Origin of the sequence: Promicromonospora sukumoe 327MFSha3.1 (genome assembly GCF_000385135.1) — a bacterium.
In the GTDB taxonomy this organism is placed as follows: Bacteria; Actinomycetota; Actinomycetes; order Actinomycetales; family Cellulomonadaceae; genus Promicromonospora; species Promicromonospora sukumoe_B.
This window is the reverse complement of record NZ_ARQM01000011.1, coordinates 738,581-764,371: the sequence shown is the minus strand read 5'-3', so window position 1 is coordinate 764,371 and position 25,791 is coordinate 738,581. Positions and strand designations below refer to the sequence as shown.

General features: G+C 73.8%; 24 protein-coding genes. 16 read left to right on the top strand and 8 right to left on the bottom strand.

The window, feature by feature from the left end; translation table 11 throughout:
• Positions 1-8: 8 nt before the first annotated feature.
• A complete protein-coding gene (locus tag H291_RS0117160; protein WP_033326977.1) occupies positions 9-761 on the bottom strand; it encodes a hypothetical protein in 753 nt (250 codons plus the stop codon).
• A 125-nt stretch (positions 762-886) separates the two neighbouring features.
• Between H291_RS0117160 and H291_RS0117155 the strand changes: the two genes are divergently transcribed.
• The 5 genes from H291_RS0117155 (at position 887) to H291_RS0117135 (ending at position 5,560) form a co-directional block, all read left to right on the top strand.
• The gene (locus tag H291_RS0117155) at positions 887-1,774 is read left to right on the top strand and encodes a hypothetical protein (RefSeq protein ID WP_026365856.1); all 888 of its coding nucleotides are present in this window, start codon (positions 887-889) and stop codon (positions 1,772-1,774) included.
• Entirely contained in the window at positions 1,771-3,090 is a 1,320-nt protein-coding gene (locus H291_RS0117150; RefSeq protein WP_020016238.1) for an O-antigen ligase family protein, read from the top strand. Before H291_RS0117155 ends, H291_RS0117150 begins: the two co-directional genes overlap by 4 nt.
• Positions 3,091-3,174: 84 nt before the next feature.
• On the top strand, positions 3,175-3,828 hold the full coding sequence (locus tag H291_RS0117145) for a polysaccharide deacetylase family protein (RefSeq protein ID WP_020016237.1): 654 nt from the start codon (positions 3,175-3,177) through the stop codon (positions 3,826-3,828).
• Entirely contained in the window at positions 3,828-4,727 is a 900-nt protein-coding gene (locus H291_RS0117140; RefSeq protein ID WP_020016236.1) for a glycosyltransferase, read from the top strand. The genes H291_RS0117145 and H291_RS0117140 overlap by 1 nt, the downstream gene beginning before the upstream one ends.
• A complete protein-coding gene (locus tag H291_RS0117135; protein ID WP_026365854.1) occupies positions 4,724-5,560 on the top strand; it encodes a glycosyltransferase family A protein in 837 nt (278 codons plus the stop codon). The genes H291_RS0117140 and H291_RS0117135 overlap by 4 nt, the downstream gene beginning before the upstream one ends.
• Before the next feature lie 87 nt (positions 5,561-5,647).
• Here H291_RS0117135 and H291_RS0117130 read toward each other — a convergent pair whose 3' ends face one another.
• Positions 5,648-6,625, bottom strand: a complete 978-nt coding sequence (locus tag H291_RS0117130; RefSeq protein WP_020016234.1) for a hypothetical protein — start codon at positions 6,623-6,625, stop codon at positions 5,648-5,650.
• Between the two features lie 32 nt (positions 6,626-6,657).
• Positions 6,658-7,920, bottom strand: a complete 1,263-nt coding sequence (locus H291_RS0117125; RefSeq protein WP_198012515.1) for a glycosyltransferase family 4 protein — start codon at positions 7,918-7,920, stop codon at positions 6,658-6,660.
• A 176-nt stretch (positions 7,921-8,096) separates the two neighbouring features.
• On the opposite strand from H291_RS0117125, the gene H291_RS0117120 reads away from it, so the two are divergent.
• The 6 genes from H291_RS0117120 to H291_RS0117095 all read left to right on the top strand — a co-directional run bounded on the left by H291_RS0117120 (position 8,097) and on the right by H291_RS0117095 (position 14,930).
• The gene (locus H291_RS0117120) at positions 8,097-8,963 is read left to right on the top strand and encodes a hypothetical protein (RefSeq protein WP_026365853.1); all 867 of its coding nucleotides are present in this window, start codon (positions 8,097-8,099) and stop codon (positions 8,961-8,963) included.
• Positions 8,964-9,185: 222 nt separating this feature from the next.
• The gene (locus H291_RS0117115; protein ID WP_157237124.1) at positions 9,186-10,802 is read left to right on the top strand and encodes an acyl-CoA ligase (AMP-forming), exosortase A system-associated; all 1,617 of its coding nucleotides are present in this window, start codon (positions 9,186-9,188) and stop codon (positions 10,800-10,802) included.
• A complete protein-coding gene (locus tag H291_RS0117110; RefSeq protein ID WP_020016230.1) occupies positions 10,799-12,064 on the top strand; it encodes a pyridoxal-dependent decarboxylase, exosortase A system-associated in 1,266 nt (421 codons plus the stop codon). Before H291_RS0117115 ends, H291_RS0117110 begins: the two co-directional genes overlap by 4 nt.
• 53 nt (positions 12,065-12,117) lie before the next feature.
• A complete protein-coding gene (locus H291_RS0117105) occupies positions 12,118-12,411 on the top strand; it encodes an acyl carrier protein (RefSeq protein WP_020016229.1) in 294 nt (97 codons plus the stop codon).
• A gap of 16 nt (positions 12,412-12,427) precedes the next feature.
• Positions 12,428-13,060 (top strand): acyltransferase, encoded by a 633-nt coding sequence (locus tag H291_RS0117100; protein ID WP_020016228.1) that lies wholly within the window; start codon positions 12,428-12,430, stop codon positions 13,058-13,060.
• A gap of 349 nt (positions 13,061-13,409) precedes the next feature.
• Positions 13,410-14,930, top strand: a complete 1,521-nt coding sequence (locus tag H291_RS0117095; RefSeq protein ID WP_198012514.1) for a sugar transferase — start codon at positions 13,410-13,412, stop codon at positions 14,928-14,930.
• Positions 14,931-14,969: 39 nt separating this feature from the next.
• Here the strand turns inward: H291_RS0117095 and H291_RS0117090 are convergent, their stop codons facing one another.
• The 3 genes from H291_RS0117090 to H291_RS0117080 form a co-directional block, all read right to left on the bottom strand.
• Positions 14,970-15,791, bottom strand: a complete 822-nt coding sequence (locus tag H291_RS0117090) for a class I SAM-dependent methyltransferase (protein WP_020016226.1) — start codon at positions 15,789-15,791, stop codon at positions 14,970-14,972.
• Positions 15,792-15,866: 75 nt separating this feature from the next.
• Positions 15,867-16,349, bottom strand: a complete 483-nt coding sequence (locus H291_RS0117085) for a GNAT family N-acetyltransferase (protein ID WP_020016225.1) — start codon at positions 16,347-16,349, stop codon at positions 15,867-15,869.
• Positions 16,350-16,440: 91 nt separating this feature from the next.
• On the bottom strand, positions 16,441-18,504 hold the full coding sequence (locus H291_RS0117080) for a S9 family peptidase (protein ID WP_020016224.1): 2,064 nt from the start codon (positions 18,502-18,504) through the stop codon (positions 16,441-16,443).
• 24 nt (positions 18,505-18,528) lie between these two features.
• Between H291_RS0117080 and H291_RS0117075 the strand changes: the two genes are divergently transcribed.
• Positions 18,529-19,077, top strand: coding sequence for a PaaI family thioesterase (locus H291_RS0117075; RefSeq protein WP_020016223.1), 549 nt, complete (start codon positions 18,529-18,531; stop codon positions 19,075-19,077).
• A gap of 160 nt (positions 19,078-19,237) precedes the next feature.
• Here the strand turns inward: H291_RS0117075 and H291_RS0117070 are convergent, their stop codons facing one another.
• Positions 19,238-19,720, bottom strand: a complete 483-nt coding sequence (locus H291_RS0117070; RefSeq protein ID WP_020016222.1) for a DUF456 domain-containing protein — start codon at positions 19,718-19,720, stop codon at positions 19,238-19,240.
• 61 nt (positions 19,721-19,781) lie between these two features.
• Between H291_RS0117070 and H291_RS30540 the strand changes: the two genes are divergently transcribed.
• Complete coding sequence (locus H291_RS30540; RefSeq protein ID WP_020016221.1) at positions 19,782-20,633, top strand: arylamine N-acetyltransferase family protein; 852 nt, start codon at positions 19,782-19,784, stop codon at positions 20,631-20,633.
• Positions 20,634-20,643: 10 nt separating this feature from the next.
• On the opposite strand, the gene H291_RS0117060 is transcribed toward H291_RS30540, so the two are convergent.
• On the bottom strand, positions 20,644-20,997 hold the full coding sequence (locus tag H291_RS0117060; RefSeq protein WP_020016220.1) for a hypothetical protein: 354 nt from the start codon (positions 20,995-20,997) through the stop codon (positions 20,644-20,646).
• A gap of 797 nt (positions 20,998-21,794) precedes the next feature.
• On the opposite strand from H291_RS0117060, the gene H291_RS0117050 reads away from it, so the two are divergent.
• The 3 genes from H291_RS0117050 to cobA are packed head-to-tail and all read left to right on the top strand — an operon-like array spanning position 21,795 to position 25,751.
• Positions 21,795-23,540: a nitrite/sulfite reductase gene (locus H291_RS0117050; protein ID WP_020016218.1), complete on the top strand. Its 1,746-nt coding sequence runs from the start codon at positions 21,795-21,797 to the stop codon at positions 23,538-23,540.
• Positions 23,537-24,397, top strand: a complete 861-nt coding sequence (locus H291_RS0117045) for a phosphoadenylyl-sulfate reductase (protein WP_020016217.1) — start codon at positions 23,537-23,539, stop codon at positions 24,395-24,397. Before H291_RS0117050 ends, H291_RS0117045 begins: the two co-directional genes overlap by 4 nt.
• On the top strand, positions 24,390-25,751 hold the full coding sequence (gene cobA / locus H291_RS0117040) for a uroporphyrinogen-III C-methyltransferase (protein WP_020016216.1): 1,362 nt from the start codon (positions 24,390-24,392) through the stop codon (positions 25,749-25,751). Before H291_RS0117045 ends, cobA begins: the two co-directional genes overlap by 8 nt.
• Positions 25,752-25,791 lie beyond the last annotated feature (40 nt).

The following is a 25,791-nucleotide window of genomic DNA, read 5'->3' as shown; positions in this document are numbered from 1 at the left end:
GGCCCGCCTCAGTACGCGACGGGCTGGGCGGGGCGTGCCTCGGCGGGCGCGGTCTCGCCCTCGGGCGCGGCTTCGTCCCCGGCGGCGGTCTCGTCACCGGGGGCGTCCGCAGCGGCGGCCGCCTCCCTGGCGCGCCGCCGGGCCCGCGTCTCGAGCACCGCGATGAGGGCGAACGTGGCGGACGCGCCGAGCACCGCCGTCATGCCGGCCGCCCGGATGCGCGAGCCCTGCACGTGGTGCACGACCGTGGACTCCGGGGCGGTCGTCACGGTGATCTCGTTGACGGGCGCCACCCCGGCGTCGCTCTGCAGCCGGGCCAGCTCGTGCTCGATCTGCCCGATGATCTCGTCCTGCCGCGCGGCGGTCTCCTCGGCGGTGGCCGACACGACCTCGACGTACAGCACCTGCTGGGCGAAGTTGGGGGCCCACTGGCCGCCCGTGTCCGGCAGGCGGATCGACCAGCCGTCCCGGGTGCCCTCGCCGATCAGGGTCGCGTCCGGGGAGGCGTACTTGGTCACCTCCGCGGGGCCGACCACGGCCTTGGCCACCACGCCCGCCGTGATGATCAGGTCCTCCGACGTCGTGCGCAGCGCGTTCGGGTAGGCCTTGCTGGTGGGGGCGAGGAAGACGACCTGCGTGCGGCTCCAGTACACGCCGTCGTCCAGCGTGGTGGTGTACACGAGCCCGAGGCTGACGGCGGCACCCGCCAGCAGGACGGGCCAGCGCCGCACCGCCGCACGTATCAGGTCCCACAAGGTCATGGATTCTCCGCAATTTCTCGGAGCGGGCGAAATTCGCGCCGGAGTTCCACGACCCGTTCCTTTGCCCGCCCTCGGCACGATACCTTTGCTGAGCGCGGCGTGATACGCCCGGAAAGGGTGAACAAATGTCATTCCTCGACGTGATTGCGGCCCTCGGCCGCCGGTGGATCGTCACCGTGATCGGCCTGCTGGCCACCGCCGGGCTGATCTACGGCGCGAGCACCATCGAGCCGCCGGTGTACACCGCTCGTGGCCTGGTGCTGCTGGTCCCGTCCGAGCAGATGGTCGGGAAGGGCGGCAACCCGTTCCTGGCCCTGGGCGGGCTCGACCTGCCCGCGCGCGTGGTGGTCGCCTACTACGAGAGCGACGCCGCCAAGGCACGCTTCACCTCCGGCTCGACCGACGCCGAGTACGTCGTGGCCATCGAGGAGTCCACGCGCGGCCCGGTCATCTCCGTCGACGTCACGGACTCGACGCCTGAGGCCACCCTCGCCACGCTGGAGGAGATCACCGCGTCGATCCCCGTCGAGCTGCGCCGCCTCCAGGAGGAGGTCGACGCGCCCGAGAACGCCATCGTCTCGACGCTGACGCTGACCAAGGACGAGAAGGCCGAGGCCGACAACAGCGGCACCGTGCGGATGATCATCGCCGCCGCCGGCCTCGGGCTGGTGGCCACCGTGGTCGGGGCCGTGGCGGTCGACGGGCTGTTCCGCAGCCGGGCGCGCGGCCGCAAGCAGGGCGGTTCGCCGGACGCGGCGCCGGCCGACCAGCCGTCGGCCGAGCCCGAGGCTGCCGGCCCGGAGGCCGCGAAGCCCGCGCAGCAGAGCGCGCCCGCGGCCGGGGACAAGCCCCCGACCGTGCGGCTGCCCGCCGTGCGGCCGCCGTCGGTGCAGCCGCCGGCCGGCGGACCCGCGGACGACCGGGCTCTCCCGCCCTGGCACAACCCCCCGCGCGACTCGCGTGACAAGCGCCGGGACGAGGCCGCCGCGCGGGCGGCCGCGGAGAGCCGGTGACCCAGGCCCGGCCTGCCCCCGTCCGGCGGCACGCCTCGCTGCCCCGGCCGTTGCCGGTGCTCCGGCGCGTGGTGCGGTTCGACGTCGTCAGCTGGCTGTCGGTCTACCTGCTCCTGCTGTTCGCGGTGCCCTCGAAGCTGGTGATCGGCCCGCTCGGCAGCGCCGGGGCGCCGTCGATGGTGCTCGGCCTGGCGAGCCTGCTGCTGTGGGTGCTCATCGGCGTCGGGGCGGCCCGGCCGGCGCTGAGCGGCCCGCGGCTGATCCGGGTCTCCCTCGCTCTGTTCCTGTTCAGCGTGGGCGTCACGTACGTGCTGGCGATGTCGCGGCCCGTCGTGTCGAACGAGATGAGCCCCGCGGACGTCGCGATCCTGGCGCTGCTCGCCTGGTCGGGCACGCTCCTGCTGGCGCACGACGGCATCCTCTCGGCCGAGAGGCGCGACGTGCTCGTGTGGCGGCTGGCCCTCGCGGGCGGCGCGCTGGCGGTGCTCGGGCTGGCGCAGTTCGCGCTCGGCGAGCTGTTCGTGGACCGCCTCGCCCTGCCCGGCCTGACCCTCACCTCGCCGTACGAGCTCGGCGAGCGCAACGGCCTGATCCGCCCGCAGGGCACAGCCACCCACCCCATCGAGTACGGGGTGCTGATCACCATGCTGCTGCCGCTCACGCTGCACGTCGGGTTCGAGCACACCGAGCGCCGGCCCCTGCTGCGGTGGGCGCCCGCGGCGGCGGCCCTCGCCCTGGTGCCGGCCAGCGGGTCCCGGTCCGCCTACGTGGGCGCCGGCGTCGGCCTGCTGATCCTGCTGCTGGGCTGGAAGGGCGCCCGCCGCCGCATCATGCTCGGCGTCACCGCAGTGGGCGCGCTGGCGGGCATGGTGGTCGCGCCCGGCATGCTGGCCTCCATCCTCGGTCTGTTCACCGGCGCCGCGGAGGACCCGAGCGTCACCTCGCGCACCGGCTCGTTCGACCTGGCGGGCGAGTTCATCGCACGTGACCCGCTGTTCGGCCGCGGGCTGGGCACGTTCCTGCCCACCTACCGGATCTTCGACAACCAGTACCTGCTGCTCCTGGTGACGATCGGCCTGGTGGGCACCGCCCTGTTCTGCTGGCTCTGCGTGGCGACGGTCCGCGTGCTCGTACGGGTCCGGGCGCGCAGCGCCGGGGTGGACCCCCGGACCCACGATCTGGCGCTGTCGCTGATCGCGGCCATCGTCGTCGGCTTCGTCTGCCTGTTCTTCTTCGACGCCTTCGCGTTCCCGATGACCATGGGCGCGCTCTTTCTCCTGATCGGTGTCGCGGGCTCTCTGCGGGTCAGGGCATAGAGCCGTCGGGCGACCGCAAGAATCACCCGGACAATCACCCGGGAATGCATTCCGCGGCCGGTGCCGGTCCTTCACGATAAACAAATGATCAATCTCTGCTTTCACGGCATCGGGACGCCGCCGGACGACGTCCCGGCCGAGGAGGCCGCCTACTGGATCAGCGCCGACACGTTCCGCCGGGTCCTCGACCTGGTCGCCGCCCGGCCGGACGTGCGGCTCAGCTTCGACGACGGCAACACCTCCGACCTGGAGGTCGCGCTCCCGGAGCTGGCCGACCGCGGGCGCGCGGCCGAGTTCTTCGTCATCGCGGGCCGCCTCGGGCAGCCCGGGTCGCTGTCGGCCGACGACGTCCGGACGCTGCGCCGGTCGGGCATGGGCGTCGGGTCGCACGGCATGGACCACCGGGTCTGGCGCCGGCTGACCCCGCCCCAGGTGCACACCGAGCTCGTCGAGGCCCGGGACCGGCTCCAGGAGGTGCTGGACGAGCCCGTGGTCACCGCCGCCTGCCCGCTGGGCCGGTACGACCGGACCACCCTGGGCGCGCTGCGCCGGCTCGGCTACGAGCGGGTCTACACGAGCGACCGGGCGCTGGCCCGGCCCGGCGCCTGGCGCCAGGCGCGGTTCAGCCTCCGCGCGCACGACACGGCCGACGACGTCGCCGGCTGGCTCCGGCACGGCGAGCGCTACCGGGTCCGCGCGGCCGACCGGGCCCGCACCTTCGTCAAGGGCCTGCGCTGATGGGCGCCGAGGTCGCCGCCGTCGTCGTCACGTACAACAGCGCCCGGCACATCGACGCCCTGCTGGACAGCCTGCCCGCCGCCTTCGGCGACGTCCCGTACACCACGGTGGTGGTCGACAACGGGTCCACGGACGAGACGCTCACGCTGCTGCGGCGCCGGGGCGACTGCGCCGTCGTCGAGAGCGTGAACGACGGCTACGGGGCGGGGATGAACAAGGCGGTGCGGTATGCGCCGGAGGCGGCGGAGATCCTGGTGCTCAACCCGGACGTGGAGCTCGACGCCGACTGCGTGCCGCGGATGCTCCGCGTGCTGCGCCGGTCCGACGTCGGCATCGTGGTGCCGCGCACGCGGGAGGTGGACGGCAGCCTGTCCCCGACGCTGCGCCGCACGCCGACCGTGGGGCGGGCCGGCGGGCTGAGCTTCACCCGCCTGCCGGCCTTCGCCGAGCGGATCGAGGACCCGCGCGCGTACGCCACCGAGCACCCCGTGGACTGGGCCGTCGGCGCGATCTGGCTCGTGGACCGGGAGTGCTTCGACACCCTGGGCGGGTTCGACCCGTCGTACTTCCTCTACTCCGAGGAGACCGACTTCGCGCTGCGCGCCCGCGACCGCGGCTGGCTGTCGGTGTACACGCCGGCGGCCGGCGGCATGCACGTGGGCGGCGGCTCGGGCACCAGCCACGAGACGCACACCATGCTGATGGTCAACCGGGTGCGCCTCGTCCGGCGCCGGTGCGGGGAGCGCGCGGCCTGGATGTACTACGGGATCACCCTGCTCGTGGAGCTGCGGCGGGGCCTGCTCGGGCACCGCGCCTCGTGGCCCACGCTGCGCGCGCTGGTCCGGCCGTCCCGGCGCCCGGCGGCGCTGGGCGCGAGCGACGCGGTGCTGCCGCGATGACCGGGCCCGTGGCGTCCGTCGTCGTGCCCGCGCACGACGAGGAGCGCACGATCGGGCGGCTGCTGGCCGCCCTGTGCGCCACCCCCGGGCTGCTGGAGGTGGTGGTCGCCTGCAACGGCTGCACCGACGGCACGGCGCGGGTGGCCGCGGGGTACCCCGTGACCGTCCTCGACCTGCCGGAACCGTCCAAGTCCCGCGCGCTGCGCGCGGCCGACGGGGTGGCCACCACGTTCCCGCGCGTGTACCTGGACGCCGACGTCGAGATCACCGCCGACGGCGTCGCCCGGCTCGCCGCCGCCGTCGGCCCCGGGCGCGCGGCCGTCGCGGCGCCCTCGCGCACGATGCCCCGCACCGGGGTGGCGCCGCTCGCCCGCTGGTACCTCGACGTGTGGGAGGCGCTGCCCACGGTGCGCTCCGGGCTGTTCGGGCGCGGGGTGCTGGCGGTGTCCCGCGAGGGCGCCCGCCGGGTCGCCGCGCTGCCCGAGGTGATGGCCGACGACCTGGCGCTCTCCGAGGCGTTCGCCCCGGACGAGCGCGTCGTGGTCCCCGACGTCACCGTCGTGGTGCACCCGGCCCGCACGACGCGCGACCTCGTCCGCCGTCGGGCACGGGTGACGACCGGCAACGTGCAGGCGGACCAGGCCGGGCTGCGCGGGGACGGCGCCCGGACGTCCATGGGCGACCTGTGGCGGGTCGTCCGCGAGCGCCCGGCGCTGGCGCCCAAGGTCCCCGTGTTCGTCGGGGTGGTGCTGGCCGGGCGGCTGCGCGCCCGCTCCGCCGTCCGGGCGGGCGACTTCACGACGTGGGAGCGGGACGCGAGCTCGCGCGCCTGAGGGCGGCCGCCCCCTCCCCTTCGAGGCCTAAGTTTCTCCTCTTTCGGTCGCCCCAAAGAGAAGAAACTTAGGCCTCGAAGGGGAGGGTCAGTTGCCGCTGCCCGCGCACGCTATCGGGTCGACCGGCCGGGTGCCGTCGTCGCCGACCGTCACGGTGTGCGCCTGCCAGTCGGTCAGGGCGGAGCAGAGCACGTCGACCGGCCCGTAGCCCCAGGTGTCACCCACGACCTGCAGGTTGCGCACGCTGCCCGGGGTGCCGGCGCGGAACGCGTAGCCGCCGCCCTCGACCAGCAGGCCGTCGACGGTCAGCGACGTGTTGCCCTGGCCGCTCGGGTAGAAGAACGGGGCGGTCCCGTAGCAGTCGGCGGTCTCGCGCATGACGATCCGGGTGTTCTTCACGGTCAGCGCGCCGCCGCCGTAGCCCTGGATGCCGTCGCCGTGCCAGTCTCCGCAGTCGTCGGGCGGGACCACCCGGATGAAGGTGTCCTCCACGACGACGCCGCCGCACTGCGCGGCGCCCACCCGGATGCCCTCGGGCACGCCGTCGATCACGACGTCGCGCACCGTGAACCCGCCGTTGCCGATGACCTGCAGGTCGCCGTCCGTCGTCCGCCTGGAGCTCCGGACGAACTCGGACTGCTCGACCACCAGGCCCGACCCGCACTCCGGCCCGTTGTCGTTCACCACCCGGGACCCGACGGCCTGCACCCGCCGCAGGGTCACGTTCTCCGCCTCCACAGAGATGATGCCGTCCGTGATCCGCAGGTCGCTGACCACCTCGCCGGGCTCGGTCAGGTGGAGGTCGCCCGTGTGGGTGCGCTTCGGCGTCCACCCGTCGGGCAGGCCCGCGGTCCCGGGCGTGGGGAACGTCAGCGGCGTGGCCTTCCCCGTCGGGGCGCTGCCGTCGCTCACGGGTCCGTCGGTGGCCGACGCCGTGGCCTGCTCGGCGGAGGGCCCGGACGTGTCGGGCTCGTCCCGCGGTGCGGTGGCGAGGGTGGTCAGGACGGCGGCGACCAGCGCTCCGGTTGCCCAGCGGAGCGGGACCCGCCACGACGAGGTGCCCATGCGGGTCATCCTGGCACGCCGGTCGTCCTCGCTCATCCGGTGGCCTGGGCCCCGGCAGCCGGCCGCGCCGTGGCGACCTGTTCGTAGAGCTCGACCATCTGGTCGACCCGCCTGTCCCACAGGTGCTCGGCCACCGCGTGCTCGCGGGCGGCCTCGCCCATGCGCAGCCGCAGGTCCGGCTCGGTGACCAGGCGGCGCACCGCGGCGGCGACGTCGCGGGCGAGCTGGTCGGGGGACTCGGCGGGCAGCACGAACGCGCAGGCGTCGGTCACGTTGGCGCCGGGGCCGCCGCGGTCGCAGACGACGAGCGGCAGCCCGTGCGACATGGCCTCCAGCGCGACGGCGCCGCCCGGCTCCCGGTAGCTCGGGAAGACGAAGACGTCGGCCTCCTCGTAGAAGCGGTCGACGTCGGCGCGCGGCACCGCCCCGTGCAGCGTCACCCGGTCGGTCAGCCCGAGCTCACGCACCAGGTCGGCGCACGCCTGCCGGTCGTTGCCGTCCCCGACGACGTCGAGCACCACCGGCAGGTCGCGCAGCGTGGCCATGGCCCGGATGACGTCGCGGGCGCCCTTGGTCCGCACCAGCCGCCCGACGTGCAGCAGCCGAACGGGACCGGTACGACCCCTGCGGTCGATCTCGGGTCGCACCTGGTGCAGGGCCACCTCGCGGAGGGTCTCGAACCGGCGCAGCCGCACCTCGCCGAGGACCTCGCGCACGTAGGGGGCGATGCCCACGACGCAGTCGGCGGTCTCGTAGGTCGAGCGCAGGAGCGGGTCGTACCGCAGCCGCAGCCGGTCCAGCCCGCGGAGCCGCTGGTACCACGGCACGATCTCCTCCTGGGCGAACGCGGGCGGGGACTCCAGGCTGCCGCCGACCGGACCGACGACCAGGGGGATGCCGAGGCCGACGACGGGTGACGGGTAGCGCATCGCCACGGGCGTCGCCTGGTGCGCCACGTCGAACCGCTCGCCCGCCGCGAGCCGGCCGCGCACCCAGCGCCGGGCCCGCCGGTAGAACGGTACGTACGCCGGCTGGAGCAGGCTGTTGAGCCGCTCGGCCCGGTGCACGAGCGGCGGCTCGGCCCACTCGACGACGCGCACGCCCGGGAGCTGCCGGGACGGCGGCACGTGGTCCTTCTTGTACGTGGACAGGAGCGTCACCCGGAACCGCTCCGACAGCAGCTGCGCCCACTGGTGGGCGACCCAGGACTCGCCCACGTCGTTGCCGTCGCACGCGGGTGCGATCAGCAGCACGTGGTCCACGCGGGAGGACCCGATCGGTTCGTTGACAGCCACTCCCCGATAGTGACGTCTGGCCCGCGCCCGAGGCATCCCCGGGCCGGGTGAACACAGGGGTGAGAAATGCGCCCGCGGCAACTGTTCACAAATTACCGGATGAAATCAGCGCCCGGCACCCCTTTCACCCCGGGCACCCCCGGCCGGCGCCTTTTCCCGGGGTCATACTCACCGACGTGGCACATTCGAAAGAGGTCGGGCTCGCTCCCGTCACGACAGCCGATCTGCCGCGCGTGGGCGAATTCCTGAGCGCGCATCTGGACAGCCGGCTGAGCCCTGCGGTATGGGCGCTCTCACTGCGGCCCACCTGGACCACCAGCCACCCCGACCACGGGTTCCTGCTCGAGTCCGAGGGACGGGTCGTGGGCGTGTACGCGGCCCTCTACTCGGAGGCGGACGGCCCCGGCGGACCGAGCGCCGTGTGCAACGTCGCGGCGTGGTGCGTGCTGGACGAGTTCCGCCACCACTCGCTGCGGCTGCTGCGCGCGATGCTCGCGCAGCGCGACCGCGAGCTCACCGACCTCTCCCCGAGCGGCACCGTGATCCCCCTGAACGAGCGGCTCGGATTCCAGCACCTGGACACGGCCGGAGCGCTGGTGGCCAACCTCCCGCTGCCCTCGCCGGGGGTGCGGCTGCTGACCGGGCGGCCCGACATCGAGTCCGTGCTGCGCGGCGCTGACCTGGCCGCATACCGCGACCACGCGGAGTCCCCCGCCGCGCGGCACGTCGTCGCCGTCGTCCGCGGCGAGCCGTGCTGGGTGGTCTTCCGCGCCGTGCGGCGCAAGCGCCTGCGGCTGTTCGCCTCGGTGCTCCACGTGAGCGACCGCGACCTGTTCCGCGTCGCGGCGCCCGCCGTCTACCGGCACGTCCTGCTCACGCACGGGCTGCCGTTCACCCTGCTGCAGGACCGCGTGAGCGGGCCCCGGCCGTGGCACTCCGTCCGGCTGCCCGCGCAGCGCCCCACGATGTACCTGAGCCGCACGGGCCGCCCGCCGGAGTCGGTCTCCTACCTCTACAGCGAGCTGACGCAGGTGCCGTGGTGAGCCGCACGCCGAGGTGAAAAACAACGCGCCGAGGTGAAACAAGCCCGCCCGGGCACAATTCACTATGCATTTTTCAGCCCCTCCCGGATGAGTTCTGCCTCCGGTACGAACATTCACCTCGTCGGTTCATTTTCACCCAATTCTCGGTTCACCCGCTTTTTGGCCCTATTCACCCGTCACCGGCCTGCCTAAATTGATGCAGGGCGCTCTACCGTGATCTTCGTGACCACCATCCATCAGCACCTGGAGCTACAGGCGCGCCACCGGCCGCACGCCCCCGCGCTGTCGGCCCGGGACGCGACCCTGACCTACGCGGAGCTCTGGCAGGCCGTACGGCAGGCCGGGGCCCGGCTGGCCGGGCTCGGCGTGGCCCGGCACGACCGGGTGGCGGTCTTCCTCGAGAAGCGGTTCGAGACGGTCGCGGCCCTGTGGGGCACCTCGGTGGCCGGCGGCGTCTTCGTCCCCGTGAACCCGCTCCTGAAGGGCAAGCAGGTCGCGCACGTGCTGCGCGACTCCGGTGCCCGCGTGCTCGTCACCTCGCCCGGCCGGCTGAACGCCGTCCGCGACCACCTCGGCGACACCGGCCTGACCACCGTGCTGCTCGTGGACCCGGCCGACGGCGGCCTGCCGCACGACCTGCCCGAGCTGCCGGCGCTGACCGTGCTCCGCTGGACCACGGCGTCCGACGACGACGCGGAGCCCGCCGGCGCCGCGGACCCCGCCGCGGCGCCGCTCTCGCCGTCCGGCCCCGACACCGACATCGCCGCGATCCTGTACACGTCCGGCAGCACCGGCGCCCCCAAGGGCGTCGTCCTGTCGCACCGCAACCTGGTCGTGGGCGCCACGAGCGTGTCCGCCTACCTGCACAACTCGGCCGAGGACGTGCTGCTCGCGGTGCTGCCGCTGAGCTTCGACGCCGGCCTGTCCCAGCTCACCACCGCGTTCGCCGTCGGCGCCCACGTGGTACTGCACGACTACCTGCTGCCGCGGGGCGTCACGGCCGTGTGCGAGCAGTACGGCGTCACCGGGATCACGGGCGTGCCGCCCCTGTGGACGCAGCTCGCGGGCGTCGAGTGGCCGTCGGGCGCGCGGTTCGCCCTGCGCTACTTCGCCAACACGGGCGGGCGCATGCCCGTCGCGCTCCTGGGCGAGCTGCGCGAGCTGTTCCCCGCGGCCGCCCCGTACCTGATGTACGGCCTCACCGAGGCGTTCCGCTCCACCTACCTGGACCCCGCGCAGGTCGACGCACGCCCCGGCTCGATCGGGCGCGCCATCCCGAACGCGGAGGTGCTGGTGCTGCGCCCGGACGGCACGCCGTGCGGGCCGGACGAGCCCGGCGAGCTCGTGCACCGCGGCAGCCTGGTCGCGCTCGGCTACTGGAACGACCCGGAGCGGACGGCGGCCCGGTTCCGCCCCGTGCCCGGGTACGACGAGCCGTGGCGCGCCGTGCCGGAGCCCGCCGTGTGGTCGGGCGACACCGTGGTGCGCGACGCCGAGGGCTACCTGTACTTCGTGGGCCGTGAGGACGAGATGATCAAGACCTCCGGGTACCGCGTGAGCCCCACCGAGGTGGAGGAGGCGGCGCTGAGCACCGGCCTGGTGCGCGAGGCCGTAGCGATCGGGGTGCCGGACGACCGGCTGGGCCAGCGCATCGCGCTCGCCGTGCTGTCCCCCGAGCCCGTCGACACCGACCGGCTGCTCAAGGAGATGCGCCAGTCGCTGCCCACGTTCATGCTCCCGGCGGAGGTCCACGTGGCCGAGGCGTTCCCGCGCAACCCCAACGGCAAGCTGGACCGCCCGGCGATCCGCGCGGGCCTCGTCGCGGAGGTGGCCGAGTGACCGCGCAGGTGGCCGAGACCGCGGCCCCTACGGCGCCCGCCCCGCACCCGGCCGTGGCGGCGCTGCCCGTCGCCGGCGACGAGGTGCTCGTGGGCGGCGTGCCCCTGACGCGCCTGGCCGCCCGGGTGGGGTCCACGCCGTTCTTCGCCTACGACCGGCAGCGCATCACCGACCGGGTAGCGGAGGTGAGGACCGCGCTCGGCGACGCCGTGCGCCTCGGGTACGCCGTCAAGGCCAACCCGATGCCCGCCGTCGTGCAGCACCTGTCCGGGCTGGTCGACGCGCTCGACGTCGCCTCGGCGCACGAGATGCACACGGCCCTGGACACCGACACGGACCCGGAGCGGATCAGCTTCGCGGGACCGGGCAAGACGCCGCAGGAGATCCGCTCGGCGGTCGCCGCGGGCGTGCTGGTCGAGCTGGAGTCGGCCACGGAGGCGCGCCGCGTGGTCGCGGCCGGGGAGGAGCTCGGCATCGTGCCGCGCGTCGCCATCCGCGTGAACCCCGACTTCGCCGTGCGCGGCTCGGGGATGCGCATGTCCGGCGGCCCGCAGCAGTTCGGCGTCGACGCCGAGCAGGTGCCCGACCTGCTGGCCTGGCTCGGCACCGCGGGCGCGGACGTGACCGGGTTCCACGTGTTCGCCGGCTCGCAGAACCTCGACGCGGAGCTCATCGCCGGTGCGCAGCGCGCCACGGCCGACCTCGTCGTCGCGCTCGCCGAGCACGCCCCCGGCCCCGTGCGGTACGTGAACCTGGGCGGCGGCCTGGGCATCCCCTACTTCCCCAAGGACCGGCCGGTCGACCTGGCCCGCGTGGGCGAGAGCCTCGCGACCGTGGTCGCGGAGCAGATCGCCCCGGCGCTGCCCGAGGCCGACGTGCACATCGAGCTCGGCCGGTACCTCGTCGGCGAGGCCGGCACCTACGTGACCCGCGTGGTCGACCGCAAGGTCTCGCGCGGCCGCACCTACCTCGTGGTCGACGGCGGCATGCACCACCAGCTCGCCGCGTCGGGGAACCTCGGGCAGGTGATCCGGCGCAACTACCCGGTGCTCGTGGGCAACCGGATGGCGGCGGCCGAGACGGAGCAGGCGACCGTCGTCGGCTGCCTGTGCACCCCGCTCGACCTGCTGGCCGACGACGTCCCGCTGCCGCGGGCCGACCTCGACGACCTCGTGGTGGTGCTCCAGGCGGGGGCCTACGGCCTGACCGCCAGCCCCACCGCGTTCCTCGGCCACCCGGCGCCCGCCGAGGTGCTGGTCTGAGGCGCGGCCTCGGACCACGACGACACAGCATGAGTACTTCGACAGGAGATCTGATGAGCAGCGACGTGACAGACAGCCCCGCGGGCAGCGCGACGAGCGACGTGACGCTCGCCGACGTGCTCGAGGTGCTCGGCAAGGTGCTCGGCATCGAGGACCGCGTGCGCTCGTTCGACGCCGCCACCCCGCTGTTCGGCGACGTGCCCGAGCTCGACTCGCTGGCGGTGCTGGAGCTGGTGACCGCGCTGGAGGACCGGTTCGCGATCACCGTCGAGGACGACGAGCTGGCCGGCGGCCTGCTGGAGACCGCGGGCAGCCTGCACGCGTTCGTCAGCGCGCGGGCGCGGTGACGGGACGGGGCATGCCATGACCATCGACGAGCAGGGGGCGGCCCGGGTCCAGGACTCGGCCGACGTCGACGACCGCGCCACGATCGGCGCGGGCACCACCATCTGGCACCTGGCCCAGGTGCGCGAGGACGCCGTCGTGGGGTCCGGCTGCATCGTGGGGCGCGGCGCCTACGTCGGGCCCGGCGTACGCCTGGGCGACGGCTGCAAGCTGCAGAACTACGCGCTCGTGTACGAGCCGGCGGTGCTGGAGGACGGCGTGTTCGTCGGCCCGGCCGCCGTGCTGACCAACGACCTGTACCCGCGGGCCGTGACCCCGGACGGGACGGTCAAGACCGGCGACGACTGGCAGGCCGTCGGCGTCACGATCCGCACCGGCGCCGCGATCGGCGCCCGGGCGGTGTGCGTGGCGCCGGTGACGATCGGCCGGTGGGCGACCGTCGCGGCGGGCGCCGTCGTGACGGCCGACGTGCCGGACTTCGCGCTCGTGGCCGGGGTGCCCGCCAAGCGCATCCGCTGGGTCGGCCGCGCCGGCGTGCCGCTGGAGCGCACCACCGGTGACGGCTGGCGCTGCCCGGTCACCGGGGACGAGTTCACGGAGACCGACGGGGCGCTCCACGAGGCCCCGTCGAACGCGTCTTTTCGGCACTGAACGATGCTCAGTTATTTCTTTACCCACCGCTCTCTCACCCCATTCATCCAAACGGGTGAAGTGGCGGGTGAACGCCCCGGAAAAGGGCACCCGGCGCACGACAGAATACGGTGACCCTCATATTATCGTGACCAAGAAATAGCAACGAGAACCGGGCACACACAACGCCCCGAGGCTGCTGTTGCAAGGCCCGGACCACCACCCCCCGGCTCCACCAGGGCGCGTAGACGCGTCGCGATCCAGTGCGCCCAAAAACTCATTCCTGGCCAGAGGGAAAGAAGGAATCGACGTGGCGAGCCAGACGATAGGTGGCGGTTTCGAAATTCGCCCGCAGACCACCGAGAAAAGGGTGAAGAATGCGACGTCGCGTGGTTTTCACGACGTCCGCGCGCGGCGCGCTCACCCGCAGTGGCAGGTGCGTTATCGCGCCCGGCTGCGCTACACCGACACGGCCGTCGTCCTCGCCTCGGTGATCCTGGCGTCCGTGCTCGACGCGACCCTCCTGGCCGGCACCCCCGGGCACCCCGGGCTCCTCGGCTCGCTCGCCGTGTCGGCCCTGGTGGCGGTGGTCTGGATCGGGGCGGTGGCCGCGCGCAGCTCGTACGACCTGCGGGTCGTGGGCCGCGACCACACGGAGTACCGGCGCATCTTCGCCGCCACGTGCACCGCGGTGAGCGTGCTCGTGCTGCTGGCCTGGCTCACCGGGGCCGTCGAGCCCCGGGACGTGCTCGCGCAGGCGATCGTGCTGCCGCTCGGGCTCGCGGGGCTGATCGGCTCGCGCTACGGCTGGCGGCAGTGGGTGGCCCGCACGCGGAGCCGCGGCACGGGCTGCATGACGCCCGTCCTGGTGGTGGGGCACCGCGAGCAGGCCGAGCGCGTGATCCGGCGGCTCAACGACGCGCCGCACCGCGGGTTCGTGGTGGTGGGCGCCTGCCTGCCGTCCGACGAGACGCCCGCCGGCGAGACGGCTCCCGGCGAGACCCCGCCGCGCGACGGGCTGCCCGGCGACGAGGTGGGCGGGGTACCCGTGCTGGGCGACCTGTCCCGGGTCGGCGAGGCGGCCGCGCTGGTCCGCGCGAGCGCCGTCGCGGTGAGCGCGTCGGGGAGCATCACCACCGACGTCGTCCGTCGGCTCGGCTGGCAGCTCGAGCGCGTGGGCGTGGACCTCATGCTCACCACCGAGCTGGCCGACGTCGCCGCCGCCCGCATGAGCGTGTCCCCGACGTCGGGCCTGTCGCTGCTGCACGTGGCCGCGCCGCGGTTCCGGGGGGCGAAGTTCCGCGTGAAACAGGGCATCGACTGGGTGCTCGCCGCCTTGATCACGGTGCTCGTGTCGCCGATCCTGCTCGGCGTGGGGCTGGCCGTCGCGTTCACCAGCAAGGGCCCGCTGTTCTACCTGTCCGAGCGCGTGGGCCGCGACGGGAAGATCTTCCGGATGTTCAAGTTCCGCACCATGCGCGTGGGCGCCGACCGCGAGGTCAAGGCCCTGACGGCGGGGAACGACGGCGCCGGCCCGCTGTTCAAGATGCGCACCGACCCGCGCATCACCCGGGTGGGCCGCGTGCTGCGCCGGTACTCGCTCGACGAGCTGCCCCAGCTCTTCAACGTGCTCGGCGGCCACATGAGCCTGGTCGGACCCCGGCCCGCGCTGCCGCACGAGGTCGCCGCGTACGAGGAGCGCATGCGGCGCAGGCTGCTGGTCAAGCCCGGGATGACGGGCATGTGGCAGGTCTCCGGCCGCTCCGACCTGCCGTGGGAGGAGGCGGTCCGGCTCGACGTCTACTACGCCGAGAACTGGACGCCGATGCAGGACCTGGCCATCCTGGGGCAGACCGCCCGCGCCGTGGTCTCGGGGCGCGGGGCGTACTGACGCCCCGCGGCCGGGCCCGGCCCGACCCGCCCAGGAGGGTCAGACCTTCTCCCACACCGAGACGTGGTTCTCGGAGTCCGCGGTGAACGGCGACCGGTCCCAGCCCGCCCAGCGGTGCCGCAGCCGCATCCCGGCGATCCGCGCCATGAGGTCCATCTCGGCGGGCCAGGCGTACCGGAACGGCACCGAGCGGAACTGGCCGCTGCCGTCGGGTCGCACGGTCACGTGGTTCGACGTGAACAGCTGGGTCGCGACGTCGTACCGGTCGAAGCCCACGTATCCGGTGTCCCCCGGGCCGGGGGCGACCGTGAACGGGACGGTGTCCTGGCCGGGCGGCAGCCGGCGCAGCCCCGGCACGCCCACCTCGATCAGGAACAGCCCGCCGGGCCGCAGGTGCGCCGCCGCGTTGACGAAGACGTCGACCTGCCCGTCCTGGGTGGTGACGTTGCTGATCGTGTTGAAGACCAGGTAGGCCAGGGCGAAGTCGCCCGGCCCGACCTCGCCGCCGAACCCGTCGAACCGGGTGGAGGTCATGTCGCCGATCGTGACGCCGACGTCCGCCCCGCCGGGCTTGCCGGCGATCCGCGCCGCCATGGCCCGGCTCAGCTCGATGCCGCCCACCCGGACGCCGCGGGCCGCCAGCGGCGCGGCGATGCGCCCGGTGCCGACCGCGAGCTCCAGCACGGGGCCGCCGTCGGCGAGCTCGGTCAGCAGGTCCACGGCGGGCGTCACGACGGCGGCGTCGTTCGCGCCGCCCGGGTCGTCGTAGCCCGCGGCCACGCTCTCGGGGAACTGGCCGTCGGCGGGATCGTCGCCGGGGTGGTGGGCGCGCAGGTCCGCGGTGTGTGCGTCGTCGGTCACGGCGCCGACGCTATGCCCGACGACGGCGTGGGTTCACCCTCTTTTCCGGCGTCGGCCGGCGCTCGGACCCGGGGCTCAGGCCGAGGCGTGCACCGTGCGGCGCATCGGCGTGTGCGGGATGCCGTCGTCCAGGAACTCGTCGCCGTCCGCCACGAAGCCGTGCTTGCCGTACCAGCGCGTGAGCGGCGACTGGGCGTCGAGCACGATGTCGCGCTCGTCGCCGGCGGCCTCGATGTACTCGATGGCGGCGCGCATCACGTCGTCGGACAGGCCCTTGCCGCGGGCCTCCTTGGCCAGGGCGACGCGGCCGATGCGCCAGACGGTGCCGTCGTCGAGCACGCGGGCCGTGCCGAGCACGCGGGTACCGCCGTCGGACACGGAGTCGGGCGCGGCCTCGGCCAGCAGCACGACCTGCACGGCGCCGGGCTCGGCGTCGCGGCCGTCGAGGTCGTGGTACGGGCAGTCCTGCTCGACGACGAAGACGTCCTGACGCAGCTTCCAGACCCCGTACGCGATGACGACGTCGAGCTGGGCGAGCGGGGCGGTGATGATCTGCACGGATCGATCCTCGCACGCCGCCACCCCTGCCGTGTCAGACGTACAGGTCACCCTGGTGACCTGTACGTCTGACACGGCATCTGACACGTCGTCAGGCGACCGGCAGGTACCGCTTCCACCAGTCGAGGATCACCTCGAAGCGCTGCTGGCGGTGCCGCGGCCGGCCGGACCGGGACAGCTCGTGGTTCTCCCCGGGGAAGACGACCAGCTCCGTCTCCACGCCGTGCCCCTTGAGCGTCGAGTAGTAGCGCTCGGCCTGGGACAGCGGGCAGCGCAGGTCCAGCTCGGAGTGCAGCACGAGCGTGGGCGTCGTCACCTGCCCGGCGACGGCCTGCGGGGACTGCGCCGCCACCTGCTCCGGCTTCTCCCCCACGTACTCCAGGCCGAAGAACGAGCCGATGTCGCTGGTGCCGAAGAACGTCTCCGGGTCGAGGAACCCGCGCTCCACGATCGCGCCGGCGAACCGGTGGTCGTGCGCGATCGTCCAGGCCGTGAGGTACCCGCCGTACGAGCCGCCGAGCACGCCCACGCGCGAGCCGTCCAGCCGCCCGTCCGACGCGACCGCGCCGTCCAGGAAGTCGAGCACGTCGTGCAGGTCCACGGTGCCCATGGCCTGCTTGATCGTGCGGCCGTGCGCCTGCCCGTACCCCGCCGAGCCGCGCGGGTTGCAGTAGACGACGGCGTAGCCGGCGTCGACCAGCACCTGCGTCTCGTCGAACAGCCCCACGCCGTAGGACGAGTAGGGGCCGCCGTGGATCATCAGCAGGGTCGGGTGCGTGCCCGTGCCCTCCGGCACCGCGACCCATCCGTGCACGGGGTACCCGTCGCGGCCCGTGACCGTCAGCTCCGTGGGCGTGACGACGCCGGCCGCGCGCAGCGGCGCGGAGAAGTCGGTCCGGCGGTGGACCGCGCCGTCCGCGACGACGCCGACCTCGCCGTAGGTGCCCGGGTCGCCGTACGCCACGGCGATCGTTCCGCCGCCCACGCCGACGTCGGAGACGACGACGTCTCCGCTGGTCAGCCGGGTCGTGGTGCCGTCGTCGTCGACGCGGACCACGTGCTGGGCGCCGCGGCTCGCGAGCACGAGCAGCACGCCGCCGTCGGGCAGCGCCACGGGCTCGTGGCCGAGCTCCTGGGTCTCCGGGTCGGTCAGCCGGCGCGGCTCCGGGTCGGCCCACGCGGACAGCACGTACAGGGCGGCGTTGCGGGCCACGAAGTCCTTGCCCTCGGGGCCGTGGTCCTGGGCGAGCACGTACAGCTCGCCGCCGGGGCCGAACGCGATCGCCTGCGGGCCCAGCGTGCCGAGCTCCACCTCGGAGCCCCCGCCGGCCGCGCCGGCGCCCAGCGGCAGCACCCGCAGGACGCTGCGGCCCACCTGGCCCGCGCCCTGCTCGCGCTCGGCCAGGACGGCGATCGAGCCGCCGTCGGGCGTGAACGCGATACCGGAGTGGTCCACGTCGTCCGTGGTCACCCGGCGCGGCTCGGGCACGGTGGGCCGGGGCTCGGCCGGGCCCTGCGGCGTCGGGGCGGGCTGGACCACGGGCTCGGCCGCGACGTCGGGCACGTCGACCAGGTACACGTGCTGGGGGCGGTCCCGGTGGTAGCCGAGGCCATTGCGCGTCCAGCTCCACCCGGTGATGCGGCGCGGGCCCTCGGCGGCCGGCGCGATGCCCTCGACCGAGCCGTAGCGGCCCGCCTCCGGCTCGCGGCTCAGGAACGCGAGGCGCTTGCCGTCGGGCGACCAGCGGAAGCCGCTGACGCCGAGCGTGCGGTCGGTGACCTGCACGGCCTCGCCGCCCGCGACCGGGAGCACCCAGAGCTGCGGGGCGGCCTGCGGCTGGGCGCGCAGGAAGGCGACCAGGGCGCCGTCGGGCGAGAAGCGCGGCTCGGTGTCGCGGAACCCCCGGGTGAGGCGGCTGGGCGTCTCGCCGGTCGAGCCGGTGCCCCCGCTGGTCGAGCCTGTCGAGACCCCGCCGGCCGAGCCCGCACCTCCGCCGGTCGAGCCTGTCGAGACCAGGGGCACCCGCCAGAGCTGGCCCACGACGGCGTCGGCGTCCAGGTCGGGGCGGGTCACGGCCACGACGGCCCAGGTCCCGTCCGGGTGGACGGCGGGCCGGGAGACGGTGCGGACAAGGGGAAGGTCGGCTGCCTGCATGGCCCGGACACTACCCTTGCGAACATGTCCGAAACACAGCAGACCGACTCCCCCGCGAGTGCTCACGAGGCCTGGGGCGAGCCGCGGACCCGCGAGCTGACCTGGTACGACCCCATCCAGACCGCGGCACAGGCGCCGCTGATGACCGGGGTGGAGTTCCTGCGCCGGATGCGCGAGGGCGTCATCCCGCCGCCGCCGATCGCCGCGCACTTCGGCCTCGACATCGACGAGGTCGAGGAGGGGCGCGTGACCTTCCGGTGCACGCCCGACGAGTCCGGCTACAACCCGATCGGCACGATCCACGGTGGCGTGCTCTGCACCCTGCTGGACACGGTGTGCGGCTGCGCCATCCAGTCGGTGCTGCCGCAGGGCAAGGGCTACACGTCGATCGAGATCAAGGTGAGCTACGTCAAGGCCGTGCGCGGCGGCGGCGGACCGCTCAGCGCGGAGGGCACCGTGGTCAAGGCCGGCTCCCGGGTCGGCTTCACCGAGGGAGTGGTGCGGGACGCGACGGGCGCGGTGGTCGCGACGGCGTCGAGCACCCTGCTGATCTTCGACCTGCCGACGCCGTAGCGGCGCGCCTGACGCCTGCCGCCGTCGGCGCGCGCGCTCGCGCTCGCGCCCCGCGCGAAGGTGCGCTTCTACCCAGTCATTGGGCCCGGAATCACGCTGTTTCCGGGCCTAATGACTGGGTAGAAGCGCACTCTCGCGGCGCTGCCGTGGCCCGGCGGCGTCAGGTGAAGAAGAGGCCCACGACCCAGGTGCCCGCCGCGAACAGCGAGCCCACGAGCTGCACGCCGATCGTGATGAGGGTGGCCTGGACGGCGGCCTTGGTGGAGGCCCACGCCGCCGGGACCTCGCGGTGCCGCGCCCACTCCATCAGGAAGATCGCGCCGACGAAGAACAGGAACAGGCCGATCACCGGGATCACGAAGAAGCCGATGATGCCGGCGATGCCGCCCACGGCCAGGGTCAGCCACGGCACGTTCGCCTTGCGCAGGTGCTTGCCCGCGATCAACCACTGGGCCACCTCGGCGATCGCGATGGCGGCCGCGGCGATGCCGAACACGACCCACGCCTCGACGCCGCCCGTGAAGATCGCCCACACGAGGATGCCGCCCAGCACGAGCACGGCGCCCGGCAACACCTGGACGACGATGCCGATCAGTCCGACCAGGATTGCGACACCGACGAGTACCTCTGCCCAAACGTCCACGGCCGCACACTAGCCTGCTGGTGCAAATCGGACACCGGGCCCGGCGGATATCCTGCTCGCCATGACGCACGCGGCGGCCGGATACCTCGCCCGGCTGGGCCTCGACGAGCGGCCGCCGGCGACCGTCGCGACCCTGTTCGAGATCCACCGGCGGCACGCCGAGCGCATCCCGTACGAGAACCTGCACACCATGCTCGGCAGCCCGCCCGCCGTCGACGTGCCGTCGACCCTGGCGCGCGTCGCGGCGGGCGGCAACGCCGGCTACTGCTTCCACCACAACGGCGTGCTGACGGCGGCGCTGCGGTCGCTCGGCTTCGACGTCGTCCCGGCGTGGGGGCACAACTGGGACTCCGCGGCCGAGCGCGCCGACGTGTACGTGGGGCACCTGGCGCTGACCGTGCGGGGGCTGCCCAGCGCGGAGAACCCGGGCGGCGTCTGGTGGCCCGACGTCGGCTGCGGCGACGGCCTGCACGAACCCCTGCCGTTGGTCGCCGGCACCTACCGGCAGGGCCCGTTCACCTACCGGCTGGAGGTGCGCCACGACGGCTGGACCTTCCACCACGACCCGCAGGGCAGCTTCGGCGCGGTGGACCTCTTCGACGAGGTGCTCACGCCGGAGCAGGAGCGCGGCGCGCACCGGAAGCTCACCGCGCCGGACGGCGGCGCCTACGCGCGCAGGCTGGTGGTGCAGCGCCGTCTGCCCGACGCAGCGGAGACGCTGCGCGGGTGCCAGTTCACCCGGACCGGGGCGCGCCCCGAACGGGTCGGGCTGACGGCGTACGACGACTGGCGGGACGCGCTCCGGGCGCTGGGGATCTCGCTGCGGGGCGTCGACGGCGACGCCCTGCGCGGCCTGTTCGACCGCAGTCTGGCCCAGCACCACCAGTGGGTGGCGTCCCGCCAGCCGTCCTGACCCGGGAGGGTCAGTTCCAGAAGACCGCGACCCCGATGTTCACCAGGGTCAGGCCGAGCACGGAGCCCTTGAGGCCCTGCGACACCTGGTCACCCTTGCGGACCGCGAGCACCGCGAGCACGGCGACGGCGAGCGCGATGATCAGCTTGACGCCGATCTTGGCCATCGACGGGCCGCCGTCGTCCCAGAGGCCGCCCATCTCCGCGACGCCGACCATGATGACGCCCGCGACGACGGCACCCATGGCACCGTGCGAGACACCCTTGTAGAGGGCCTTGGTGCGCAGCGACGCGATCGCGCCGCCGAACACGAGCGCCCAGCTCGCGAAGTGCAGGAACACGAAGACGTTGTAGAGGAATTCCATGCTCGGCAGCCTAGCCGCGGCGAGGGTGCGGAGCGCCTGAAAACCGCACGTCCGGGCCATTAGTGACAATTTTCACGAGCCCGGGGGACGCGCCCGGGGGCGCCCCCCACCCACCCCCGAACACACCCCCTCCTTCGAGGCCTAAGTTTCTTCGCTTTGAGCCACCGCAAAGCGAAGAAACTTAGGCCTCAAAGGAGATCGCCACGACGCCGCCAGGCCAGCAGCGGACAGCGGACGGCGGACGGCGCGCAGCGACCGGCGTCGACCGCGGCGTCGACCGGCGTCGACCAACGCTCGCCGCACGGGGCACCCTCCGCGCGGCAGTTTGCACAGCAGACTCGGCAGTTGGCATTGAGATCGGTCCAGGCCTGTGCCGAGCTCGATGCCAACTGCCGAACGTTGGTGCCAACCGCCCGCCAGTTTCCCGACCGTTTGGGTAGGGAAATATATAGGCAACATTGATGCACCCAATAGACATCCACTATATGGACATGGTCTTCCGCCCGTTCGGAGCCGCAGTTACCGTCTTCGCCATGACCAAGGCAGCGCGCATCTCCCTCGTGGCACACCGTCACGAGATGCCCATGTGTGCCATGCCGACCTGTGCCTGCGACCGCTGTCGCAGCTGTCAGCCCTGACGCGCCCCTCGCCCTCTGCAAGGTCAGCGCGCGCCGCCGGCCCGCAGCGCTGAGTCCCTGGTCATCCCCGGGAACCGGCTTCCTGTGCCCGCACGACGCGCACCACTCCCCCAGCAACGCTCCACGCCCGCGCGCCCCGCACCGAACAGGACCCCGCACATGGTGAACACGGCTCCCACCCCGCCCGAGACCCGCACCCCGGCACGACGCACGCCGACGACGTCGAAGCGCCCCGCCCGGCCGAACGGCCAGTGGAAGGTCGACGGCACCGCGCCGCTGAACCACAACGAGGAGTTCAAGCAGGAGTCGGACCCGCTGGAGGTGCGCGACCGCATCGAGCGCATCTACGCACGTGAGGGCTTCGACGCGATCCCCGGTGACGACCTGCACGGCCGGTTCCGCTGGTGGGGCCTGTACACCCAGCGCAAGCCCGGGATCGACGGCGGCCGCACCGCCCAGCTCGAGCCGCACGAGCTCGAGGACAAGTACTTCATGCTGCGCGTGCGGATCGACGGCGGCGCCCTGACCACCGAGCAGCTGCGCACCATCGCGGGCATCAGCACGGAGTTCGGCCGCGGGTCGGCGGACATCACCGACCGGCAGAACCTCCAGCTGCACTGGATCGAGGTCGAGTCGGTGCCGGAGATCTGGCGCCGGCTGGAGGCCGTGGGCCTGAGCACCACCGAGGCCTGCGGCGACGTGCCGCGCGTCATCCTCGGCAGCCCCGTCGCGGGCGTCGCCAAGGACGAGCTGATCGACCCGACGCCCGTGATCGAGCAGATCCAGGAGCGCTTCATCGGCGATCCCGCCCTGGCCAACCTGCCGCGCAAGTTCAAGTCGGCCATCACCGGCCACCCGAGCCTGGACGTGGTGCACGAGATCAACGACATCTCGTTCGTCGCCGTCGACCACCCGGAGCTCGGCATCGGCTACGACCTGTGGGTGGGCGGCGGCCTGTCGACGGCGCCGCGGCTCGCGGAGCGCCTGGGCGTGTTCGTCACGGAGGAGGAGGCGCCCGACGTCTGGCACGGCGTGATCCGGATCTTCCGCGACTACGGCTACCGCCGCCTGCGCAACAAGGCGCGCCTGAAGTTCCTGCTCGCCGACTGGGGCACCGAGAAGTTCCGTCAGGTGCTCCAGGACGAGTACCTGGGCTACGCCCTGCCCGACGGCGTCGCCCCGCCCACGCCCGCCTCGCTGGGCCTGGACGAGCGCGGCGACCACGTGGGCGTGTACGAGCAGCACGACGGCCGCTTCTACGTGGGCGCCGCGCCGACCGTCGGCCGGATCTCGGGCGAGACCTTGGCCGAGCTCGCCGACCTCGCCGAGGCGCACGGCAGCAGCCGGGTGCGCCTGACGCCGCACCAGAAGCTGCTGGTGCTCGACGTCGCGCAGGAGCAGGTCGAATCCCTGATCACCGGCCTGGCCGGGCTCGGCCTCCAGGCCCGGCCCAGCCCGTTCCGCCGCAACACCATCGCGTGCACCGGCATCGAGTACTGCAAGCTCGCGATCGTCGAGACCAAGGCGACGTCGGCCGCGGCGATCACGCAGCTCGAGGAGCGCCTGGGCGACCTGACCAACCTCAAGCCGCTGAGCCTGCACGTCAACGGCTGCCCCAACTCGTGCGCGCGGATCCAGACCGCCGACATCGGCCTCAAGGGTCAGCTCGTCATGGACGACGACGGCAACCAGGTACCCGGCTTCCAGGTGCACCTCGGCGGCGGCCTGACCTCGGAGGAGCGGGACGACGCCGGCCTCGGGCGCACCGTGCGCGGGCTCAAGGTGACCGCCGACGGCATCGGCGACTACGTGGAGCGGGTCGTGCGCCGGTACGACGCCGACCACGACGGCGAGGAAACGTTCGCGCAGTGGGCGCACCGCGCCGACGAGGAGGCCCTCCGATGACGGCCCTCAACGAGGCGCCGACGTCGTCCGTCGCGCTCTCCCGGGTCGGCGCCGGCGAGAACCCGCGCCTCGCGCGGGTCCGCGCCCGGGCCGCCGCCCGCGAGAGCATCCGCGACGCGCGCCGGGACGCCCGGGCCACGCGCCGCCGTCGGACGCCGGAGGAGCTGCGGGCGGTCGTCGAGCGCGGGCAGGCCCAGCTCCACGCGTCGGCCGGCACCCCCGAGGCGGACGCCGAGGCGGTCATCGCCTGGGCCGTGCGCGAGTTCGGGCCGTGGCTGACCGTGGCCTCCTCGATGCAGGACACCGTGCTGTCGCACCTCGTGGCGCAGCAGCTCCCGTTCGTCGACGTGCTGTTCGGCGACACGGGCTACCACTTCGCGGAGACGCTCGGCACGCGCGGCGCCGTCGACCTGGAGCTGGACGTGAACGTCGTGGACGTGCGCCCCGAGCTGACCGTCGCCGAGCAGGACACCGCGTACGGGCCGAGGCTGCACGACCGCGACCCCGAGGCGTGCTGCGCGATGCGCAAGGTCGCCCCGATGAAGAAGGCCCTGGAGGGCTACGAGGCGTGGGCCACCGGTGTACGCCGCAGCGAGACGGCGGCCCGCGCCAACGCTCCGCTCATCACCTGGGACGAGCGCAACGGCGTAGTCAAGATCAACCCGATCGCGGCGTGGTCCGACGAGCAGGTCGCCGACTACGCCGCCCGGCACGGCCTCGTGGCGAACCCGCTCCTGGCCGACGGCTACCCGTCGGTCGGCTGCGAGCCCTGCACCGCGCGCCCGCTGCCGGGTCAGGACGCGCGCTCCGGCCGCTGGGCCGGCCGCGACAAGGACGAGTGCGGTCTCCATGTCTGACGCCGCACAGTCTGACGCCGCACGCTCCGCCGCAGGCCAGATCTATCCGCTGGGGCTCCAGGTCGCGGGCCGGCTCGTCGTCGTGGTCGGCGGCGGGCCGGTCGCGGCCCGGCGCGTCCGCTCCCTGGTGGACGCCGGCGCGCGGGTGCGCGTCGTCGCGCCGCACTCCGTGCTCGCGGAGCAGGGCGCCGCCGTCGTACCGGAACCCTCGGGCGGCGAGCCCGTCACAGGCGAGCCCGAGCCCGGGACCGTGCAGTGGGTCCGGCGCGAGTACCGCGCGGGCGACCTCGACGGGGCCTGGCTCGCGCACACCGCGACCGGGTCGGCCGCGGCCGACCAGCAGGTGGCCGGCGACGCCGAGCGCGCCCGCATCTTCTGCGTCACCGCGGGCGACGCGTCCGTGGGCAGCGCCTGGGTCCCCGCGGTCGCCCGCACCACCCTGACCGACGACGCCGAGGTGACCGTCGCTGTGACCGCCGGCCGGGACCCGCGGCGCGCGCGGGCGATCCGGGACGCGGTCGCCGCCGACCTGGCCACGGGCGCGCTCCCGCTCCGCCGCCACCGCCCGCGCAAGCAATCGCCGGTCGAGCTTGTCGAGACCCCGGTTTCGACAAGCTCAACCCCCGTTACCCCAGGCCGCGTCTGGCTCGTCGGCGGCGGCCCCGGCGACACCGGCCTCATCACCGCCCGGGGCCGCAGCGTCCTGGCCCAGGCCGACGTCGTCGTCGTGGACCGGCTCGGCCCGCGCGCGCTGCTGGAGGAGCTGGCCCCCGACGTCGAGATCGTCGACGTCGGCAAGACCAGCGGCAACCACCCGGTGCCGCAGCACGAGATCAACGCGCTGCTGGTGCAGCACGCCCGGGCGGGGCGCGACGTCGTCCGGCTCAAGGGCGGCGACCCGTACGTGTTCGGCCGCGGCGGCGAGGAGCTCGCCGCCTGCCACGACGCGGGCATCGAGGTCGAGGTGGTCGCGGGCGTGACGTCGGCGGTCTCCGTGCCGGCGGCCGTGGGCATCCCGGTGACGCACCGCGGCGTGGCGCGCGGCTTCAGCGTGCTGACCGGGCACGACGGCGCCGCCCAGGTGCCCGGTGGCCCCGACCACACGCTCGTGCTGCTCATGGGCGTGACCCACCTGGCCGACACGGCGTCCGCCCTGGTCACCGACGACCGCCCGGCCGACACCCCGGCCGCCGTGGTCGAGGACGGCTACGGCCCGCGCCAACGCGTCACGGTCGGCACCCTGGAGACCATCTCGTCCCGCGCCGCGGCGGCGGGAGTCAAGCCGCCCGCGATCATCGTGGTGGGCGACGTCGTCCGCCTCTCCCCGGCCTGGCAGGCCCACCAAGCTCGTTGAGTGCTGGGTGTCCGCCCGCGCGAAGGCCACCAACCGGGCC

Excerpts from the sequence above, each read along its gene's own strand:
- H291_RS0117155 (WP_026365856.1), top strand. The coding sequence starts at position 887 with ATGTCATTCCTCGACGTGATTGCGGCCCTCGGCCGCCGGTGGATCGTC.
- H291_RS0117160 (WP_033326977.1), bottom strand. The coding sequence starts at position 761 with ATGACCTTGTGGGACCTGATACGTGCGGCGGTGCGGCGCTGGCCCGTC.
- H291_RS0117075 (WP_020016223.1), top strand. The coding sequence starts at position 18,529 with ATGTCCGAAACACAGCAGACCGACTCCCCCGCGAGTGCTCACGAGGCC.
- H291_RS0117145 (WP_020016237.1), top strand. The coding sequence starts at position 3,175 with ATGATCAATCTCTGCTTTCACGGCATCGGGACGCCGCCGGACGACGTC.
- H291_RS0117045 (WP_020016217.1), top strand. The coding sequence starts at position 23,537 with ATGACGGCCCTCAACGAGGCGCCGACGTCGTCCGTCGCGCTCTCCCGG.
- H291_RS0117080 (WP_020016224.1), bottom strand. The coding sequence starts at position 18,504 with ATGCAGGCAGCCGACCTTCCCCTTGTCCGCACCGTCTCCCGGCCCGCC.
- H291_RS0117105 (WP_020016229.1), top strand. The coding sequence starts at position 12,118 with ATGAGCAGCGACGTGACAGACAGCCCCGCGGGCAGCGCGACGAGCGAC.
- H291_RS0117100 (WP_020016228.1), top strand. The coding sequence starts at position 12,428 with ATGACCATCGACGAGCAGGGGGCGGCCCGGGTCCAGGACTCGGCCGAC.
- H291_RS30540 (WP_020016221.1), top strand. The coding sequence starts at position 19,782 with ATGACGCACGCGGCGGCCGGATACCTCGCCCGGCTGGGCCTCGACGAG.
- H291_RS0117140 (WP_020016236.1), top strand. The coding sequence starts at position 3,828 with ATGGGCGCCGAGGTCGCCGCCGTCGTCGTCACGTACAACAGCGCCCGG.
- H291_RS0117130 (WP_020016234.1), bottom strand. The coding sequence starts at position 6,625 with ATGGGCACCTCGTCGTGGCGGGTCCCGCTCCGCTGGGCAACCGGAGCG.
- H291_RS0117050 (WP_020016218.1), top strand. The coding sequence starts at position 21,795 with ATGGTGAACACGGCTCCCACCCCGCCCGAGACCCGCACCCCGGCACGA.
- H291_RS0117060 (WP_020016220.1), bottom strand. The coding sequence starts at position 20,997 with ATGGAATTCCTCTACAACGTCTTCGTGTTCCTGCACTTCGCGAGCTGG.
- cobA (WP_020016216.1), top strand. The coding sequence starts at position 24,390 with ATGTCTGACGCCGCACAGTCTGACGCCGCACGCTCCGCCGCAGGCCAG.
- H291_RS0117135 (WP_026365854.1), top strand. The coding sequence starts at position 4,724 with ATGACCGGGCCCGTGGCGTCCGTCGTCGTGCCCGCGCACGACGAGGAG.